Below are 18,824 nucleotides of genomic sequence, written 5' to 3' on the forward strand. Positions count from 1 at the left end.
GCGACCCCCCGCGGTCAGCCAAAACGCCGCCTAGCCGAGCCCCGCCAGCCTCGCCGCGCCGACCAGCCCGGCCTCGCCACCCAGCGCGGCCGGCACCACGCGCAGGCCGGCCAGGAAATCCAGCCCGGCGTAATCGGCCAGCGCGGCGCGCAGCGGGTCGAAGAGCACGCCGCCGGACTTGGCGACGCCGCCGCCGATGACGACGAGGTCGAGGTCGCACACCGCCCCGACCGACGCGATCATCGCCGCGAGCGCGGTGGCCCCCCGGCGAAACGTCCGCACCGCCAGCGCGTCCCCGCCCGCCGCCGCGGCGGCCAGGTCCCTGGCGCCGGCGTCCGGCGGCGCGGACCAGCCGTTGTCGCGGGCCCAGCGCACCATCCACGGCCCGGACGCGACGGTTTCGACGCAGCCGCGCCCCCCGCACGCGCACGGCCGGCCCTCCTGCTCGACCACCACGTGGCCGACGTGACCGGCGTTGCCGGTGCGCCCGGTATACGGGACGCCGTCGAGGATCAATCCCCCGCCCACGCCGGTGGATACCACCATGCCGAGCATGAAACGGGCGTCGCGGCCCGCGCCGAGCCAATGCTCACCCAGCGCCATGCAGACGCCGTCGCCGCCGAGCCGGACCGGCACGCCCGGCACCTCGGCCGCGACCCGATCGCGCAGCGGGAAGCCGCGCCAGGATCGGATGTTGACGGGACTGACTCTCCCGCCGGGCAGGTCGATAGGGCCGGCCGAAGCGACGCCCACCGCGGTGACGGGACCGTCGGCGGCGCGCATGGCGTCGGCGATGGTCGCGGCGACCACGGCCCAGACCGCCTCGGCGTCGCCGCCGGCGGGGGTGGGCCGGATGGCGGTGTGGACCAGGGCACCGCCGGGATCGGCCAGGCCGGCGGCGATTTTGGTGCCGCCGATGTCGAGGCTGAGCGTGAACGCGGCCATCAGTGGCGGTGGGTGTTGTCGGGTTGGCGTGGGTCGCCCGGATGCTCGTAGCCGGGCGCGAGCCGGACCAGCGCGGCCCGGCGCGCGTCCAGCCACACCCGGAAGGCGCGCCGGCGCGCGGCACCCCGCAGGTGGTCGGCGATCGCCGGGCGCACCTGTGCCAGCGGCGGGATGGTGCGCGGGGGCGCCCGCCAGCCGCCGGGGCCGGGCTGCGGCGCGGCGAAGCGCAGCGGGTTGCGGGCGTGGTAGTCGGCCACGGCGTCGGCGCCGATCCGGACCGCCGCGGTGACGTCGGCGAACAGCGCCCGTGCCCGCGGATCCACCAGCACCGCGGCGGCCACGCTGCCGATCTCCAGCCGGGCGGTCGCGTCGGGCAGCAGCTCGGCCTGGGCCGGCGCGTCCCGCGCGGTCAGGCCGCGCGCGGCGGCCTCGGCGGCGACCACGCGCTCGGTCACGATCACCTGGGTGAGCCAGCGCCGCAGTTGCCGGCCCTCGGCGGTGCCGCCGGCCGGCAGCGCGGCCGCGCGCCGTCCGCGCCGCAACCGCGCCTCGGCCGCGTCGACCTCGTCGACGGACACCGGGTCGCCGGCCACCCTCGCCACCAGCCGGGCGCTCATGTCGCGGTCACCCGCACCGCCGGCGAGTAGACCAGCCGGCCCGCGCAGCCGACCCGGACCAGTGCCCACCACTGGCCGGGGTCCTGCCACGGCGGCGGCGTCACGTCGAAGCCGAGCTCGACCGTGCCGCCCGCGGGCAGCACCGCGCCGCACACGGCGGGGCCGATCCACTCCCAGGTGCCCCACGGGCTGATCAGGTGCGCCTCCAGCGCCAGGTCGGCCCGGGCGTGGGTGCCGACCGCCACGGCCAGCCGGGCGGTCCCGCCCACCGCGACCTCGACGTCGGCCGGCGCGTCGACGAGGTAGAGCAGCTCGGACCCATCGCGCGCCCCGACCTCCACCACGCACACGTCCTCGACCACCTGGCGCCAGGCCGCGGGGACGCCGTCGCCCGCGAGGCGGAGCTGCGCGCGGACCGGGTACAGCCCGGGCCTCGCGCGCGCCGGGATCGACACCACCACGTCGGCCTCGCGGTGATCGCCGGCGCACAGGGTGAACGGCAGCTCGGCCGGTGCGGCCGACCAGCCGTCGGGACACACCACCGTCACCGCGCCGTCCAGCGCGGCATCGCTGCAATCGCTGGCCACGCTGAGCCGCAACGCCACCTCGCCGCCCGGCGCGGCCGTCACCCGCTGCGGCTGCAGGTGCGCGACGGCCGGCAACCCTCCGAGCGGCGCGGGCCCGCGGTTGTGCAGCCAATAGCGCGCGTACAGCGGCTGCGCGACCTCGGCGTCCGGTGCCAGTACCGCGGAACCCTCGAAAACCCCCGATATGGATGGCATCTCGAGGCGGGCCAGCACCGTGGCGACCTGATAGCCGTGCAGGTCGATCGAGGCCGCTGGCCCGTGCGGCCGTTCCAGCAAATCGGCGAACTGCATCCCGCGCACCGCGCCGAGCCCGGAGCCGACGGCGACGCGGGTGCGGTTCCCGGTGGTTTCCACCAACCGCAGGGCCACCGCGGCGGGGTCGACGGGCCGGGCGCTGCCGGTGGTCAGCGGGTTACCGGCCGCCTTGAGCGCCGCCAGCTGCGCCGCGCCGGCGGGCTCGACGTGCAGCAGCGACCCGGACGCGGCCAGCTCGCCGCGCCGCCCGCCCGGCACGACGGCCAGCAGCGGGTGGGCGAACTGGGCCGCGCGGGTTGGGATCTCGGCCTCCCGCCAGTCGCCGTCGCCGGTGATGAGCGCGTAGTCGAAGGCGTGGCTCCAGTGCTGGAGTTGAAAGTTGGATCCGTCGGGCGCGGTGCGGCGCGGATCGTCGATCCAGGTGCCCGACGGCCAGCCCGTGCAGGACCGCAGCAAGGCGGTGTGCAGGGTGCCGTCGGTGTCGACGGCGAAGCTGGGCACCCCGCGGTTGAGCAGCGCGACCGTGCGGGATTCGAAGCGGCCCATGCCCGACGGGGCCCGCTGATCGACCACGATCTCGGCGTCCGCCAGATCCTCGACGACCGACGCGATCGCCGCGGCCACGCCCTGCTCGTCGCGGCCGTCGATCACCAGGACCGGTAGCGCCCGCGGCGGCCGCAGGTCCGCGTCGGGCACCCACGCGGCCGCCAACGGCCCCTCGGCCGGCACCCAGACGCGGGCCCGGCCGGTCTGGGCCAGCTGGCGCTCCAGTTCGGCGGCGTACTCCGGATCCGCCTGCGCCAGAACGGCTTTGGCAAAGGCGTTGCGAGCGGGCCCGCCGAGCGCGATCCGGACGTCGGGCAGGTTGGAGTCGACTCCCAGGCACCCGTAGCGCGGCTTGTCGGCGCCGCTGCAGGTCGCCGTGACGCCGGCGCGCACCAGCGCGACCATCAGCTCGCGCGCCGGCGACCCGGACGCCGCCTCGGCCGGCGTCACCACCTCGGCCACCGACACGGCCCGCACTGTGTTATCCGCGCCGCCGAGGCGGACCCGGACCGCCGACGACAGGCCGAACCAGCCGTACGCCGGGTTGTCCAGCGTCCACGGGTGTCGCGCGGTGTCCACGGAGCGGGCCCCGTCATGCAGCAACGCGAAGCCCCGCCCGACGACGGCGTCACCGACCTCGCTGACCGGCATGGCGCCCGGCACCGGGCACGGCCAGCGCAGCCGCAACAACCGGTCCTCCCCGGCGAATTCGTCGATGACGGTGCGGCAGTCCAGCCGCGCCACCCCGTTCCACAGGGTCAGCGTCTGGGTGTAGCGCAGCAGGGCGCCGAGGCGCCCGTGCACGACCAGCCGGTGACCGAGCGGACCGCGATAGGCCCGCACCCGCGCCGGCGATTCCGACGAGCAGACCACCGGACCCTTGGGCAGCAGGTGCCACGGCCCCTCCCCCTGCTGCGGGTGCGACGGGTATTCCTCGTAGAGCGCAAGCTCGTTGCCCACCCGGCCGTCGGCGATCAGCTGCCGGCCGTCGCGGACCAGGGACGCGACTCCCCCGCCGCGCGCCGGGTCGGCCTCCAGCCGGTAGTGCTCGTTGGCGATCGCCGCTCCGGGCATGGGTTCCCAGCCGCTCGCTTCGCCAGCCGGGACCAGCCGGTAGGCCCGCCAGCCCAGCGACGGCACGTCGGGCGCCAGCCAGGTGACCGAGCGCCCGTCGTGCTCGACGTGCGCGGGCAGCTCGGTGCCGTCGGGATCGAGCACCCGGACCCCGGCGCCCGGCGGCGCGTCGAGGCGGGCGGTCACGATGTCGGTGCGCGGCTGCGCCAACGGATTCCAGACGACCACGTCGCCCCCGATCGCGCCGGACAGCAGCGCCAGCGAGTTGTCGCGGGCCGCGCGGCCCAGCTCCCACGCGTCGCGCCAGCCGGTCAGCAGGTCCAAATACACCTGGTCGGACTCCGAACCGGTGATGGCGTCGTGGTGCGCGCCGTAGGCCAGCTGCACCCACGCCTTGGCGAGGGCGGCCTGCGGGTACTCGGCGCCGGTCAGCACCGCGGCGAACACGGCGAAGCGCTCGGCCTGCAGTACGGCGTTCTCGGCGGCCCGGTTGGCCTGCTTGGTGTCGATGTAGGACACGTCCTTGCCGGTGTAGATCGGGTTCATGTCGCGGGTCTGCGGCGACGGCTCGCAGCCACGCTGCGCCAGTTCCGCGCGCACCGCCGCGAAGAACTCCCGCGGCAGCGCGCACACGAAGCGCGGCCAGGTATACCGCGCGGCCCAGTCGCGGTGGATCGCGGTCACCCATTGGTTCGGCGGCGTGTAGTCGGTGCCGACCGGCAGCAGCACGTTGCGCGTCAAGGCGACCTTCTTGAGCCGCTGGAACAGCGCGTGGGTGGCGCCCTCGGCCTCGGCGAGCGACGCCGACGAGTCCATCCCCCAGCCCGCCCCGTAGTGCGCGGGCATGTAGTGGGTGAGCAGGCCGCGGCCCGACGGCGCGATCCACTCGAACTCGCTGCGGAACTGCATGCGGTCCACGTCGCCGCCGGGACCCCACTGGTGGTGCGGGCCGCGGGCCCACGAACTCGACGTCAGGCCCGCGTCGGCGGCAAACCCCGGGAATTGCGGGTCGTGGCCGAACACGTCGAGCTGCCACGCGGTGGCGGGGTCGGCGCCCAGGACGTGGCGCTGAAACCCGGCGCCATGCACGAGGTTTCGGACGGTCGTTTCCGGGCCGGTCAGGTTGGTGTTCGGCTCGTTGTAGGTGCCGCCCATCACCTCGACGCGACCCTCGGCGAGGAACCGGCGCAGGTCGGCGCGGTCCTCGGGGTGGGTGTCCCAGTACGGCTTGAGGTAGTCCACCTCCGCCAGCACGAACTTGTATTCAGGCTCACGGCGGGCCAGCTCCAGATGGGCGTGGACCAGTTCGAAGGCGTTGGTCTGCCGCCCCGGCGGGTCCTCGGCCCACTCGCTGGTATAGGCGCCCTGGGTGTTCCACCAGACCGGGTCGTAGTGGAAGTGACTGACCATGTACATGGTCCACCCGGGCTCGGCGACGGTGAACTCGAACTCCGCGGTGGCGCCGCCGGCGTGCACCCGCGCCGCCCGGCGCTCGCCGACGGCGGCACCGGCGACGGTGACCGGCACCTCGACGGCCCCGCCCCCGGGCTGGGCCGTCGCCTCGCCGCTCAGGCCGTCGCCGTCGATGCGGATCGGGGTCGGCCCGGCGCAGCCCGCGAGGCCGATGCGGGCGAGCTGCAGCGGCGCGTCCGGCGGCCCGACGAAAAGCTCGGTCGAGTCCGCCGAAATGACCTGCACCCCCGCACCTTACGACGCGGGGGGCCGCGGTGTCGGCATCTGGACCTAGGATCTGGTCATGCCCGCCCTCGCCCCTCCCGTCACCGACGAGCGCAACGCCCTGCGCGAATTCCTGGCGTTCCACCAAAGCGCTTACTTCGCCGTCTCCTACGGCCTCACCGACGAACAGGCCCGCTCGACGCCTTCGGTCAGCGCACTGTCGGTCGGCGGGCTGATCAAGCACGCCACCGCCATGCAGCGCAGCTGGATGGCACGCGTAGCCGCCGCGCCGGACCTGGCTCCGAAGGACCCGCGGCCCTTCGACGAGATCGCCAAGGAGTTCGGCGAGCAGCACGTGATGCGGCCCGACGAGACGCTGGCCGGGCTGCTGAAAGCCTTCGAGGCCCAGAACGCCGAATCGCTGCGCCTGGTCGAGACCGCCGACCTCGACGCCGCGGTGCCCGTTCCGCAGGACATCCCCTGGTTTCCCAAGAACCAGAAGGCCTGGTCGGTGCGCTGGGTGATCTTGCACGTCATCAACGAGCTGGCCCGCCACGCCGGGCACGCCGACATCGTCCGCGAGACGGTCGACGGCGCCACCATGTACGAGTTGATCGCCGCGTTGGAGAACTGGCAGATCGAAGGCTGGGTCCAGCCCTGGAAGAAATAGCGCAAATCCGCAGCGGGATCGCCCGCCGTCAGACGCCGCACGGCCCCGTCGAGCTCTACTACGAGGACCTCGGCGACCCGGCCGCGCCGCCCGCGCTGCTCATCATGGGCCTGGGCGCCCAACTGCCCATGTGGCCCGACGGGTTCTGCGCGCGCCTCGTCGACGCCGGGTACCGCGTCATCCGCTTCGACCACCGCGACACCGGGCTGTCGGCCAAGATGCACGGGCTGCGGGCGCCCGGCCCGGTGTACCGACGGGTCGGCCGCTATCTGCTGGGCAGACCCAGCCGCGTCCCCTACACCCTGGTCGACATGACCGAGGACGTGGTGGCGTTGCTCGACCGGCTGGGCATCGACCGGGCCCACGTGGTGGGGGCGTCGCTGGGCGGCATGATCGCGCAGATCCTGGCCGCCACCGCACCGCACCGGGTGGCGTCGCTGGGCGTCATCATGTCGACCACCGGCAAGCCCTTCTCCGCGCTGCCGGCCTGGCGCGTCATCAGGCTGGCGTTCGACCCGCCGGCCAACGATGCCTCCGCCGAGGAGAAACTCGCCTTCGAGGTGCGCAACGTCGCGGTGTTCAACGGCCCGAACTTCCTGCCGCCCGACGCCGAACTGCGCACGCGGGTGCGCCGGCTCGCGGAGCGCTGCAGCTACCCGCCGGGCATGCTGCGCCAATTCGACGCCGTGCTGGGCACCGGCAGCCTGCTCGGCTACGCCAAGGCGATCACCGCTCCGACCGTGGTGCTGCACGGTTCGGCCGACCCGATGGTGCGCCCGCGCAACGGGCGCGCGGTCGCCGCGGCCATACCCGGCGCGCGGTTCGTGGTGGTGGACGGGATGGGACACGACCTTCCGCAACCGGCCTGGCGGCCGATCATCGAGACCCTCACCGAACACTTCGCGCTAGCCGGGGCCCGGTGAGCGCGCTCACAGCAATTGGGACTTGACAGCCACGATTTGGCAGACTGCTGGAATGACTACTACCAAACACCGCGAGGTGGCCAAGCTCGACCGGGTGCCGCTGCCGGTCGAAGCGGCCCGGGTAGCAGTTACCGGGTGGCAGGTCACCCGAACCGCCGCCCGCATCGTCGCCAAGCTGCCCGGCAGGGGGCCGTGGCAGCACAAGGTGATCAAGCAGCTCCCGAACACGTTCGCGGACCTCGGACCTACGTACGTGAAGTTCGGGCAGATCATCGCGTCCAGCCCCGGCGCGTTCGGCGAGTCGCTGTCCCGCGAATTCCGCGGGCTGCTCGACCGGGTGCCGCCCGCCGACCCGAAAGAGGTGCACAAGCTCCTCGTCGAGGATCTCGGCGGCGACCCCGCGGACCTGTTCGCCAAGTGGGACGAAACGCCCTTCGCGTCCGCGTCCATCGCCCAGGTGCACTACGCGACCCTGCACACCGGCGAGGAAGTCGTCGTCAAGATCCAGCGCCCGGGCATCCGGCGCCGGGTGGCGGCCGACCTGCAGATCCTGAAGCGGTTCGCCCAGGCCGTCGAGCTGGCCAAGCTGGGCCGCCGCCTGTCGGCGCAGGACGTGGTCGCCGACTTCTCCGACAACCTGGCCGAGGAGCTGAACTTCCGCTTGGAGGCCCAGTCGATGGATGCGTGGGTCTCGCACCTGCACGCCTCACCCCTGGGCAAGAACATCCGGGTGCCGCAGGTGCACTGGGACTTCACCACGGAGCGGGTGCTGACCATGGAGCGGGTGCACGGCATCCGCATCGACGACGTCAAGGCCATTCGCCAGGCCGGCTTCGACGGCACCGAGCTGGTGAAGGCACTGCTGTTCTCGCTTTTCGAGGGCGGGCTGCGGCACGGCCTGTTCCACGGCGACCTGCATGCCGGCAACCTGTACGTCGACGAGACGGGCCGCATCGTGTTCTTCGACTTCGGGATCATGGGCCGGATCGACCCTCGCACCCGCTGGCTGCTGCGCGAGCTGGTGTACGCGCTGCTGGTCAAGAAGGACCACGCTTCGGCCGGCAAGATCGTGGTGCTGATGGGCGCCGTCGGGACCATGAGGCCCGAGGCCGAGGCCGCCAAGGACCTGGAAAAGTTCGCCACCCCGCTGACCATGCAGACGCTGGGCGACATGTCCTACGCGGACATCGGGCGGCAGCTGTCGGCGCTCGCCGACGCCTACGACGTCAAACTCCCCCGCGAGCTGGTGCTGATCGGCAAGCAGTTCCTCTACGTCGAGCGGTACATGAAGCTGCTGGCGCCGAAGTGGCAGATGATGTCCGACCCGCAGTTGACGGGTTACTTCGCCAACTTCATGGTCGAGGTCAGCCGCGAGCATCAAAGCGACGTGGAGGTCTAGGGGCGACCCGATGGAAATCCGCACCGGTCATGCCATCTCGGGCGACCTGAAGCTGTACTACGAGGACATGGGCGAGGTCGATCACCCGCCCGTCCTGCTCATCATGGGCCTCGGCGCCCAGCTGCTGCTGTGGCGAACCGCGTTCTGCGAGAAGCTCGTCGCCCAGGGCCTGCGCGTCATCCGCTACGACAATCGCGACGTCGGCCTGTCCGACAAGACGCCGAGGGCGGGCGCCGGCCAGCCCCTGGTCCCGCGGCTGCTGCGGTTCTGGTTCGGGCTGCGCGGCGAGGCGGCCTACGCGCTGGAAGACCTGGCCGACGACGCCGCGGCCGTGCTGGATCAGCTGGGCATCGAACGCGCGCACATCGTCGGGGCATCGATGGGCGGCATGATCGCGCAGGTCTTCGCGGGGCGGTTCGCCGAGCGGACCAAGAGCCTGGCGGTCATCTTCTCCAGCAACAATCGTCCATTCCTGCCGCCCCCGGCCCCGCGCGCCCTGCTGGCGGTCCTCAAAGGGCCGCCGCCCGGTTCCCCCCGCGAGGTGATCGTCGACAACGTCGTGCGCGTCACCAAGATCACCGGCAGCCCCCGCTACCAGGCACCCGAGGAGCAGGTCCGGGCCGAGGCCATCGAGGGCTACGAACGCAGCTACTATCCATGGGGCGTCGCGCGGCACTTCAGCGCGATCATGGCCAGCGGCAGCCTGCTCGGCTACAACCGGCGGACGGTCGCGCCGACCGTGGTGGTGCACGGCCGGGCCGACAAACTGATGCGTCCATCGGGCGGACGCGCGGTCGCACGCGCCATTAACGGCGCTCGACTATTCTTGTTCGACGGCATGGGCCACGACCTGCCTCAGCAACTGTGGGATCGGTTGGTCAGCGTGCTGACTAGCAACTTCGCCGAGGCCGGCTGAAGGCCAGGAACGGACGGCTTTCGCCGCCGCCCTGTGAGTTTCACCGAAGCTCTTACTGCGTTGTACGGTTGGCGTTGGGAGGATGGACGAACAATGGCGGAGCTGAAACCGTATTACGAAGAGTCGCAGTCGACCTACGACATTTCCGACGACTTCTTCGGCTTGTTCCTGGACCCCAACATGGTCTACACGTGCGCGTACTTCGAGCGCGACGACATGACGCTGGAGGAGGCTCAACTCGCCAAGGTGGATCTGGCGCTGGACAAGCTGAACCTCGAACCGGGGATGACCCTGCTCGACGTCGGCTGCGGATGGGGCGGGGCACTGGTGCGCGCCGTCGAGAAGTACGACGTCAATGTCATCGGAGTTACCCTGAGCCGCAACCACTATGAGCGCAGCAAGGCCAGGCTGGCCGCGATCCCGACGACCCGGAACGCCGAGGCTCGGCTGCAGGGGTGGGAAGAGTTCGACGAGAAGGTGGATCGCATCGTCACCTTCGAGGCGTTCGACGCCTTCAAAAAGGAGCGCTGGCCCCTCTTCTTCGAACGCGCCTACGACATCCTTCCCGATGACGGCCGGATGCTGTTGCACAGCATATTCACCTATCCGCAGACGTACTGGCGGGACCACGGCATCACGGTGACCATGAGCGATCTGCGGTTCTTTCGCTTTCTCGGAAAGGAAATCTTCCCCGGCGGGGGAATGTGCGGCGAAGCCGACATCATCGACAATTCGGAGGCAGCCGGGTTTTCGCTCGAGAAGGTCCAATACCTGCAGCAGCATTACGTGCGGACTTTGGACATGTGGGCGGCCAACCTGCAGGCCAATCGCGACGCGGCCATCGCCATCCAATCCGAAGAGGTCTACGACCGCTACATGCGCTATCTGACCGGCTGCGCGAACCTCTTCCGCAAGGGCATTTCCAACGTCGCCCAGTACACGCTCACGAAGTGAGGCGATCCATGGCCGAGGGTCTGACGCCCCACTTCGACGACGTGCAGGCGCACTACGACCTGTCCGACGAATTCTTCCGGCTGTTCCTGGACCCCACCCAGACCTACAGCTGCGCCTACTTCGAGCGCGACGACATGACCCTGGAAGAGGCGCAGCTCGCCAAGATCGACCTGGCGCTGGGCAAGTTGGGTTTGCAGGCCGGCATGACGCTGCTCGACGTCGGCTGCGGCTGGGGCGCAACCATGCGGCGGGCGATTGAAAAATACGATGTCAATGTCGTCGGCCTGACGCTGTCCAAAAACCAGGCCGCCCACGTGCAGAAGACGTTCGACACCATGGATACCCCGCGCAGCAAGCGGGTGTTGCTCGCCGGCTGGGAACAGTTCGACGAGCCCGTCGACCGCATCGTGTCGATCGGCGCGTTCGAACATTTCGGCCACGATCGCTACGACGACTTCTTCGCGATGGCCCACGGCGTCCTGCCCGCGGACGGCGTGCTGCTGCTGCACACGATCACCGGGCTGACCGGACCGCAATGCATCGAGCGCGGCATCCCGCTGACGTTCGAGATGGCCCGGTTCATCAAGTTCATCGTCACCGAAATCTTCCCGGGCGGGCGGCTGCCGTCGATCGAGATGGTGGGCGAGCGCTCGGCCAAGGCAGGGTTTACGCTGACCCGCCGGCAGTCGCTGCAGCCGCACTACGCCAGGACGCTCGACCTGTGGGCGCAGGCCCTGCAGGAGCACCGGGACGAGGCCATCGCCGTCCAATCCGACGAGGTCTACGAGCGGTACATGAAGTACCTGACCGGCTGCGCGAACGCGTTCCGGACGGGCTATATCGACGTCAATCAGTTCACTCTGGAAAAATAGCGGTGGTACACGTCACACTGGGGAACGGGGCAGTCGAGAAACCCTAGGGCGCGCGACGTGAAACGTAAGGGATGGGGCCGGCCGCGTGTAGGGTGCCGGGGGACGGCATCGAGCCAAGGCGCCGGTCTAGTCGGGAGGATGCATGCTCGAGAATCGAGTGGGGGCCACGCTTAAGCGGTCGAACCTCGACAATGTCCAGTCGCACTACGATTTGTCGAACGAATTCTTCGCCCTTTTCGTGGACCCGACCCGAACCTACAGCTGCGCGTACTTCCCGCGCGAAGGCATGACGTTGCACGAGGCGCAGCTCGCCAAGCTCGACCTGTCGCTCGACAAGCTGGGGCTGCAGCCGGGGATGACCCTGCTCGACGTGGGCTGCGGCTGGGGTTCGGTGATGAAGCGCGCCGTCGAGCGCTACGACGTCAACGTCATCGGGCTCACCCTGTCGAAGAATCAGCACGCCTACTGCCAGCAGGTGCTCGACGGGATCGACAGCGACCGCTCGCGACGCGTGCTGCTGCGCGACTGGGCCGAGTTCGACGAGCAGGTGGACCGCATCGTCGTCATCGAGGCGTTGGAGCACTTCGGTTTTCACCGCTACGACGATTTCTTCAAATTCGCGTACGAGGCCATGCCCGGCGACGGCGTCATGATGCTGCACTCGATCACCGGGCTGCACGTCACGCAGGTGTTGGAGCGCGGCCTCCCGTTGACGATGGAGATGGCCAAGTTCATGAGGTTCATCGTCACCGACATCTTCCCGGGCGGCCGGCTGCCGACGATCGAGACCGTCGAGGAGCACGCGGCGAAGGTCGGTTTCCGGGTGACCCGCCGCCAGTCGTTGCAAGTGGACTTCGCCAGGACCCTGGACTTCTGGGCGGAGGCCCTCGAGGCGCGGAGGGACGAGGCCATCGCGCTCCAGTCCGAAGAGGTCTACGAGATGTACATGAAGTACCTGACCGGATGCGCCAAGGTGTTCCGCATGGGCTACGTCGACTGCAACCAGTTCACGTTGGAGAAGTGAACTTCGGTATCGTCGGCACGTATCTCGACGGCGCTTACCCGCGCCTTCGGCAGTGAACTCCCAGGGGAGCAAGGCGGAAAATGGCTGATCAACCGACTGGCCCGACGAAGACGCGGACGCGCTTCGAAGACATTCAGGCGCACTACGACGTCTCCGACGATTTCTTCGCCCTGTTCCAGGACCCGACCCGCATCTACAGCTGTGCGTACTTCGAGCCGCCGGACATCACGCTCGAACAGGCCCAGTACGCCAAGATCGACCTGAACCTGGACAAGCTCGACCTCAAGCCGGGCATGACCCTGCTCGACATCGGCTGTGGCTGGGGCACCACCATGAGGCGCGCGGTCGAGAAGTACGACGTCAACGTCGTCGGCCTGACGCTGTCCAAGAACCAGCACGCCCGCTGCGAGCAGGTGCTGGGGGCGCTCGACACGAACCGCTCACGCCAGGTTCGCCTACACGGCTGGGAGGACTTCAACGAGCCCGTCGACCGGATCGTGTCGATCGAGGCCTTCGAGCACTTCGGTCACGAGAACTACGACGACTTCTTCAAGCGGTGCTTCGACATCATGCCCGACGACGGCCGCATGACCGTCCAGAGCAGCGTCAGCTACCACCCGTTCGAGATGGCGGCGCGGGGTAAGAAGTTGACCTTCGAAACGGCGCGCTTCATCAAGTTCATCGTCACCGAGATCTTCCCGGGCGGCCGGCTGCCATCCACCGAGATGATGATCGAGCACGGCGAGAAGGCGGGTTTCTTAGTGCCCGAACCGCTTTCGCTGCGGCCGCACTACATCAAAACGCTGCACATCTGGGGCGACACGCTGGAGTCCAACAGGGAGAAGGCCATCGCGGTCACCTCAGAAGAGGTCTACGAGCGGTACATGAAATACCTGCGGGGCTGCGAGCACTACTTCGCCGACGAGATGCTCGACTGCAGCCTGGTGACCTACCTCAAGCCGGGCGCCGCCTAACTGTCGGATCGGGGCTGCGCCGTTCGTCGACAAGGTAGAGAGTGGAACACAGGGTTTCGCTCACTACCGGGAGGTGACGACAAATGCAGTACTTCGCGCTGTTGATCGGCCAGGAGCAAGACCGCTCGCCCGACGATGCGGCCGCCGCGATGGCGGAATGGGAGAGCTTCCACGCCAAAGCCGGCTCCGCCATCAAATCCGGGGATGCGCTGGCCCCCGCTGCCGCGGCGGTGGCCATCACCGGCGGCCCGGACGCGCCGGTTGTCACCGACGGCCCGTTCGCCGAGGCCGCGGAGGTGGCCTGCGGCTACTACGTGTTCGAGGCCGAGAACCTCGACGAGGCGCTCGCGCTGGCGCGCGATATCCCGCTCGCCAAGTTCGGGGCCGTGGAAGTGTGGCCTGCGGTCCACTCGATTGAGCTGTCCCGCGAGCCCACCGGCAACGACTGGCTCGCGTTGCTGCTGGAGCCGGCCGAATCCGCACACACGCCGGGCACACCGGAGTGGGAGGCAGTGGCGGCAAAGCACGTCGATCTCCACGCGGCCGCGGGCGATCACATCATCGGCGGCGCCGCACTGCACGACCGGTCCACGGCCACGACCGTGCGGGTGCGCGACGGCGAGGCTCTGATCACCGACGGCCCATATGTCGAGGGCGCCGAAATCGCCACCGGGATCTACCTTCTCAGCGCCGCGGATCGAGACGAGGCCGTCAAGCTCGCTTCGATGATCCCCGCCTCGACCGTTCAGGTGCGGCAGCTGGCCGGGGTGTCCGGGCTCTAAATGCGCGAATGACCAACCTGGACGGCGTCTTCCGTCGCGAATGGGGACCCGCCGTCGCCGCGCTCGCGCGGTGGTCCGGCGACCTCACGATCGCGGAGGACGCCGTCCAGGAAGCCTGCGCCGAGGCGCTTCGCGCCTGGGCGCGCGACGGGGTGCCCGACAGCCCCGGCGGCTGGCTGGTGACCGTGGCGCGCAACCGCGCCCGCGATCGGCTGCGCCGCGAATCGGCGCGTCCCGGGAAGGAGTTGGCGGCCGTGACGGACGAGATCCTGGCGCGCACCGACGGCACCGATCCTTATCCGGTTCGCGACGACGAGCTGCGGATGATGTTCACCTGCGCGCACCCGGCGCTGGACCGGCCGTCGCAGCTGGCGCTCACGCTGCGGTTGGTGTCGGGGTTGACCGTCGGCGAGATCGCCCGCGCGCTCCTGCAGAGCGAAGCGGCGATCGGCCAGCGAATCACGCGCGCCAAGAACAAGGTTCGGCATGCGAACATCCCGCTGCGGGTGCCGCCCGCCGAGCTGCTGCCCGAGCGCACGCCGCACGTGCTCGCCTGCATCTACTCGGTGTTCACCGAGGGCTATTGGTCGACAGCGGGCCCGTCGGCGATTCGGGACGAACTGTGCGACGAGGGGGTCCGGCTGGCCGGGGAGTTGTGCGCGCTGATGCCGCACGAGCTGGAGGCGCACGCCTTGGCCGCCCTGATGCTGTTGCACGATTCGCGACGGGCCACCCGGGTCGACTCAGCCGGAGCCCTGGTGCCCCTTGATGAGCAGGACCGTGGTCGATGGGACGGCGGGCGCATTTCGCGCGGGCTGGAGCGGTTGCGACAGGCCGAGGGATCGACGGGCCCGTATCTGCCGCAGGCGGTGATCGCCGCGCTGCACGCGACGGCACCGTCCTGGGAGCAGACGGACTGGGTCACCATCTGCGCGGCCTACGACCGGCTGCTGCAGATCACCGATTCACCCGTGGTGCGCGCCAACCGCGCGCTCGCCGTCGGTTTCCGCGACGGGCCCGCCGCGGGCCTGGCCGCCCTGGACACGGTCGCGCACGATCCCCGGCTGGGCCGGTCGAACCTCGTCGCGACGGTGCGCGCCGATCTGCTGCGGCGCGCCGGGCGGCGTGCGGAAGCCGCGCGGTGGTACCGAATGGCTTTGGAGTCCAACGGCTCTGAGCCGGGCCGCGACTTCTTGCGGCGGCGCATCGCCGAGTGCGGGGGATGACGCGTACGGCGAGCGCCGAAATCAGGCCTCGGCGAAGTTGCGGGTGACGGCCGGATCCACCGGAATGCCGGGGCCCGTGGTCGTCGACACGGTGATCTTCTTCAGGTAGCGACCCTTCGACGACGACGGCTTGAGCCGCAGCACCTCGTCGAGCGCGGCGCCGTAGTTCTCGGCCAGGTTCTTCTCGTCGAACGACGCCTTGCCGATGACGAAGTGCAGGTTGGCCTGCTTGTCGATGCGGAAGTTGATCTTGCCGCCCTTGATGTCGGCCACCGCCTTGGCAACGTCGGGGGTGACGGTGCCGGTCTTGGGGTTCGGCATCAGGCCGCGCGGGCCCAGAATGCGGGCGATGCGACCGACCTTGGCCATCTGGTCGGGCGTGGCGATCGCCGCGTCGAAGTCCAGGAACCCGCCCTGGATCTTCTCGATCAGGTCGTCGCTGCCGACGATGTCGGCGCCCGCGGCCTGCGCCTGCTCGGCCTTGTCGCCGACGGCGAACACCGCGACCCGGGCCGTCTTACCGGTGCCGTGCGGCAGGTTGACCGTGCCGCGGACCATCTGGTCGGCCTTGCGCGGGTCGACGCCGAGCCGGATCGCCACCTCGACGGTCGCGTCCTGCTTGGCCGACGCCGTCTCCTTGGCCAGCTTCGCCGCCTGCAGCGGGGTGTAGAGGTTGCCGCGGTCGATCTTCTCGGCGGCGGCGCGGTATACCTTGCTGTTCTTGCTCATTGATTCATCCAATCTGATGTTGGGTCGTGGTTATCGGCGGGCCGAAGCTGGCCCTCCCACGGCTGGACTTGCTACTCGACGGTGATGCCCATCGACCGGGCGGTGCCGGCGATGATCTTGGCGGCGGCGTCGATGTCGTTGGCGTTGAGGTCGGCCTTCTTGGTCTCGGCGATCTCCTTGACCTGATCCCAGCTGACCTTGGCGACCTTGGTCTTGTGGGGCTCCGCGGAGCCCTTGCCGACGCCGGCCGCCTTGAGCAGCAGCTTGGCGGCGGGCGGCGTCTTGAGCGCGAAGGTGAAGCTGCGGTCCTCGTAGACCGTGATCTCCACCGGGATGACGTTGCCGCGCTGGTTTTCCGTGGCGGCGTTGTACGCCTTGCAGAACTCCATGATGTTGACGCCGTGCTGGCCGAGCGCGGGCCCGACCGGCGGGGCGGGGTTGGCCTGCCCGGCCTGGATCTGGAGCTTGATCAGCCCAACGACTTTCTTCTTCGGGGCCATGAGATGTTGCGTTCCTTCCTGACTAAATCTTGGAGACTTGGCTGAATGTCAGTTCGACGGGGGTTTCGCGGCCGAAGATCGACACCAGCACCTTGAGCTTCTGCTGTTCGGCGTTGACCTCGTTGATCGTGGCCGGCAACGTCGCGAACGGCCCGTCCATCACGGTCACCGATTCGCCGACCTCGTAGTCGACCTCGACGACGGGACGTTCCAGGCCACCCGTCTCCGCGACGGCAGCGGTGCTGGCAGCGCCCTTGGCGGCCTTCTTCGCCGCCCCCCGCGGCAGCAGGAACTTCACCACGTCGTCGAGCATCAGGGCCGACGGGCGTGAGGTCGCGCCCACGAACCCGGTGACCCCGGGGGTGTTGCGCACCGCGGCCCACGAGTCGTCGGTCAGGTCCATGCGCACCAGGATGTAGCCGGGCAGCACCTTGCGGTTGACCTGCTTGCGCTGGCCGTTCTTGATCTCGGTGACCTCTTCGGTCGGCACCTCGACCTGGAAGATGTAGTCGCCGACGTCCAGGTTCTGCACGCGGGTTTCCAGGTTGGCTTTCACCTTGTTCTCGTATCCCGCGTACGAGTGGATGACGTACCAGTCTCCGGGCTTGCTGCGCAGCTCCGCCTTGAGCGCGGCGGCGGGGTCGGCCTCCTCGGCCGGCTCGGCCTGCTCGGCGGGTTCCGCCTGCTCAGTGGTCTCGGCGGCCTCCGGGGTCTCGGTGGCGGTCGCTTCAGTGGCTTCGGTCGCTTCAGTGGCTTCGGTCGCTTCAGTGCTCTCTGGGGTCTCAGCGACCTCGTGCACGTCGACCGCTTCACCCGCGGACGTGTCACCGTCGAAGGTAGTCACGGTTTTCGGTCCTCTCTGTCTTTCTCAAGCTCAGCCGAACACCAGCAGCACGAGCTTGGCCAGGCCGAAATCCGCCAGGCCGACCAGCGCCACCATGAAGGCGAGGAACGCCAACACCACCGAGGTGTAGGTGAGCATTTGCTTGCGGTTCGGCCAGATCACCTTCCGCATCTCTGCAACGACCTGCTTGAGGTAGTTGTAGACGAACACGAACGGATTGGCCGAACGGTCGCCGGGCTTCCGCGGCGTCTTCGACGCCTTGGCCTTCTTGGCCGTCCGGCCCTTCTTGGCCTTGTCCTCCTTGGCGTCCTCGACCGCGGCCGGCGACTCCGCGTCGACGTCGTCGGCATCGGCCGCGCGCTGCCGCGACCGCTTGCCTGTCGGCCGTTGCGGCCGCGCCGTGGTCACCAAGGCCGTCCGACCGCCGCTGTCGCGGCTCTCCTCGGTGTCGCCGCCGTCGCGTGCGGCGTCGTTGGCTGCGTCGCCCTCGTCGCTCACCGCATGCTCCTTTGTTTGCTATGTCCCGCGGGCCGCCCCACTGTGCAGGGGCACTTCTCCAGTGTCCACCATGGCACGGCTTCGCCGTCTGCAGGGGCGACAGGACTTGAACCTGCAACCTGCGGTTTTGGAGACCGCTGCTCTGCCAGTTGAGCTACGCCCCTTCGCGGTTGGCAGGCCAACCTGCGCTTACCTGCCGGGGCTTACATGACACGCGCGCTCCCCGAATGCTCGAATCCCGGAAAGCGCGCTGATGCTGGGAAAACCCCGAGGTCCGAGTGTACATCGATGCAGGAGTCAGATACTAATTACGCGGTTCTGACGACCTGCCCGGATTCCTTGTCCCATCTGAGCTGGATGGAGTCGTCACCCTCGTGTCCCATCAGGGTGGTGTAGGCGAGCAGGACCACCTCGCCGTCCTGATTGGTGCAGGTGTTCTCGGTGACGACGATGTCGGCGCCGAAACGCTCATTCACCGATCGGACGTCCATCCGGCCGTAGAGCTTATCGCCCACAAATATCGGGTTGTGGTAGACGAACTTCTGATCGACCTGGACGATCTGCATGGTCTCCATGCCGACGTCGACATTCCGGAAGAAGTCGTCCTGGATGATCTTCGCGAAGATCGACACAAAAGTTAACGGTGCAATGATGGCGTGGTAGCCCAGTTCGGCGGCCGCCGCCTCGTCGAAGCATGCCGGATCGTCGCACTTGATCGCCCGTGCGAATCCGCGAACTTGCTCGCGGCCCACTTCGAAATAGTCCGGAAACTTCCAGCTCATACCGCGGATGTCGGTTTTGAGGGCCATGTC

General features: G+C 69.3%; 18 protein-coding genes and 1 tRNA gene. 10 read left to right on the forward strand and 9 right to left on the reverse strand.

Annotation, left to right across the window (positions count from 1 at the left end):
- Positions 1-30: 30 nt before the first annotated feature.
- Genes A5787_RS02615 through A5787_RS02625 form a run of 3 tightly spaced genes read right to left on the reverse strand, consistent with a single transcriptional unit; the run spans position 31 to position 5,722 of the window.
- Positions 31-945: an ROK family protein gene (locus A5787_RS02615; protein ID WP_066961160.1), complete on the reverse strand. Its 915-nt coding sequence runs from the start codon at positions 943-945 to the stop codon at positions 31-33.
- Positions 945-1,562, reverse strand: coding sequence for a malonyl CoA-ACP transacylase (locus A5787_RS02620; protein ID WP_066961309.1), 618 nt, complete (start codon positions 1,560-1,562; stop codon positions 945-947). The genes A5787_RS02615 and A5787_RS02620 overlap by 1 nt, the downstream gene beginning before the upstream one ends.
- A complete protein-coding gene (locus A5787_RS02625; protein ID WP_066961163.1) occupies positions 1,559-5,722 on the reverse strand; it encodes an NEW3 domain-containing protein in 4,164 nt (1,387 codons plus the stop codon). Before A5787_RS02625 ends, A5787_RS02620 begins: the two co-directional genes overlap by 4 nt.
- A 58-nt stretch (positions 5,723-5,780) precedes the next feature.
- Between A5787_RS02625 and A5787_RS02630 the strand changes: the two genes are divergently transcribed.
- The 10 genes from A5787_RS02630 to A5787_RS02675 all read left to right on the forward strand — a co-directional run bounded on the left by A5787_RS02630 (position 5,781) and on the right by A5787_RS02675 (position 15,441).
- The gene (locus A5787_RS02630; RefSeq protein WP_066961166.1) at positions 5,781-6,371 is read left to right on the forward strand and encodes a DinB family protein; all 591 of its coding nucleotides are present in this window, start codon (positions 5,781-5,783) and stop codon (positions 6,369-6,371) included.
- A gap of 104 nt (positions 6,372-6,475) precedes the next feature.
- Positions 6,476-7,294 (forward strand): alpha/beta fold hydrolase, encoded by an 819-nt coding sequence (locus A5787_RS02635; RefSeq protein ID WP_231993782.1) that lies wholly within the window; start codon positions 6,476-6,478, stop codon positions 7,292-7,294.
- Between the two features lie 52 nt (positions 7,295-7,346).
- Entirely contained in the window at positions 7,347-8,693 is a 1,347-nt protein-coding gene (locus tag A5787_RS02640) for an AarF/ABC1/UbiB kinase family protein (protein WP_066961169.1), read from the forward strand.
- Between the two features lie 10 nt (positions 8,694-8,703).
- Positions 8,704-9,609 (forward strand): alpha/beta fold hydrolase, encoded by a 906-nt coding sequence (locus A5787_RS02645; protein ID WP_066961172.1) that lies wholly within the window; start codon positions 8,704-8,706, stop codon positions 9,607-9,609.
- Between the two features lie 93 nt (positions 9,610-9,702).
- Positions 9,703-10,563, forward strand: a complete 861-nt coding sequence (locus tag A5787_RS02650) for a cyclopropane mycolic acid synthase family methyltransferase (RefSeq protein WP_066961176.1) — start codon at positions 9,703-9,705, stop codon at positions 10,561-10,563.
- An 8-nt stretch (positions 10,564-10,571) separates the two neighbouring features.
- The gene (gene mmaA2 / locus A5787_RS02655) at positions 10,572-11,435 is read left to right on the forward strand and encodes a cyclopropane mycolic acid synthase MmaA2 (protein ID WP_066961179.1); all 864 of its coding nucleotides are present in this window, start codon (positions 10,572-10,574) and stop codon (positions 11,433-11,435) included.
- 142 nt (positions 11,436-11,577) lie between these two features.
- Positions 11,578-12,459 (forward strand): cyclopropane mycolic acid synthase family methyltransferase, encoded by an 882-nt coding sequence (locus A5787_RS02660; protein ID WP_066961182.1) that lies wholly within the window; start codon positions 11,578-11,580, stop codon positions 12,457-12,459.
- Positions 12,460-12,539: 80 nt separating this feature from the next.
- Positions 12,540-13,433 carry a hydroxymycolate synthase MmaA4 gene (mmaA4, locus tag A5787_RS02665; protein ID WP_066961184.1) on the forward strand — a complete coding sequence of 298 codons (894 nt, stop codon included), beginning with the start codon at positions 12,540-12,542 and terminating at the stop codon, positions 13,431-13,433.
- A gap of 83 nt (positions 13,434-13,516) precedes the next feature.
- The gene (locus A5787_RS02670) at positions 13,517-14,215 is read left to right on the forward strand and encodes a YciI family protein (RefSeq protein WP_066961187.1); all 699 of its coding nucleotides are present in this window, start codon (positions 13,517-13,519) and stop codon (positions 14,213-14,215) included.
- Between the two features lie 8 nt (positions 14,216-14,223).
- A complete protein-coding gene (locus tag A5787_RS02675) occupies positions 14,224-15,441 on the forward strand; it encodes an RNA polymerase sigma factor (protein ID WP_066961191.1) in 1,218 nt (405 codons plus the stop codon).
- A gap of 21 nt (positions 15,442-15,462) precedes the next feature.
- Here the strand turns inward: A5787_RS02675 and rplA are convergent, their stop codons facing one another.
- The 6 genes from rplA to hadC form a co-directional block, all read right to left on the reverse strand.
- The gene (gene rplA / locus A5787_RS02680; RefSeq protein WP_066961194.1) at positions 15,463-16,170 is read right to left on the reverse strand and encodes a 50S ribosomal protein L1; all 708 of its coding nucleotides are present in this window, start codon (positions 16,168-16,170) and stop codon (positions 15,463-15,465) included.
- A 71-nt stretch (positions 16,171-16,241) separates the two neighbouring features.
- On the reverse strand, positions 16,242-16,670 hold the full coding sequence (gene rplK / locus A5787_RS02685) for a 50S ribosomal protein L11 (protein WP_066907205.1): 429 nt from the start codon (positions 16,668-16,670) through the stop codon (positions 16,242-16,244).
- A gap of 22 nt (positions 16,671-16,692) precedes the next feature.
- Entirely contained in the window at positions 16,693-17,514 is an 822-nt protein-coding gene (gene nusG, locus A5787_RS02690) for a transcription termination/antitermination protein NusG (RefSeq protein WP_066961197.1), read from the reverse strand.
- 30 nt (positions 17,515-17,544) lie between these two features.
- Entirely contained in the window at positions 17,545-18,012 is a 468-nt protein-coding gene (secE, locus tag A5787_RS02695) for a preprotein translocase subunit SecE (RefSeq protein ID WP_066961200.1), read from the reverse strand.
- A 91-nt stretch (positions 18,013-18,103) separates the two neighbouring features.
- Positions 18,104-18,176, reverse strand: a tRNA-Trp gene (locus A5787_RS02700).
- 144 nt (positions 18,177-18,320) lie between these two features.
- Complete coding sequence (gene hadC / locus A5787_RS02705) at positions 18,321-18,821, reverse strand: (3R)-hydroxyacyl-ACP dehydratase subunit HadC (protein WP_066961203.1); 501 nt, start codon at positions 18,819-18,821, stop codon at positions 18,321-18,323.
- Positions 18,822-18,824 lie beyond the last annotated feature (3 nt).

The sequence above is a fragment of the Mycobacterium sp. 852002-50816_SCH5313054-b genome (genome assembly GCF_001667185.1).
Classification (GTDB): domain Bacteria; phylum Actinomycetota; class Actinomycetes; order Mycobacteriales; family Mycobacteriaceae; genus Mycobacterium.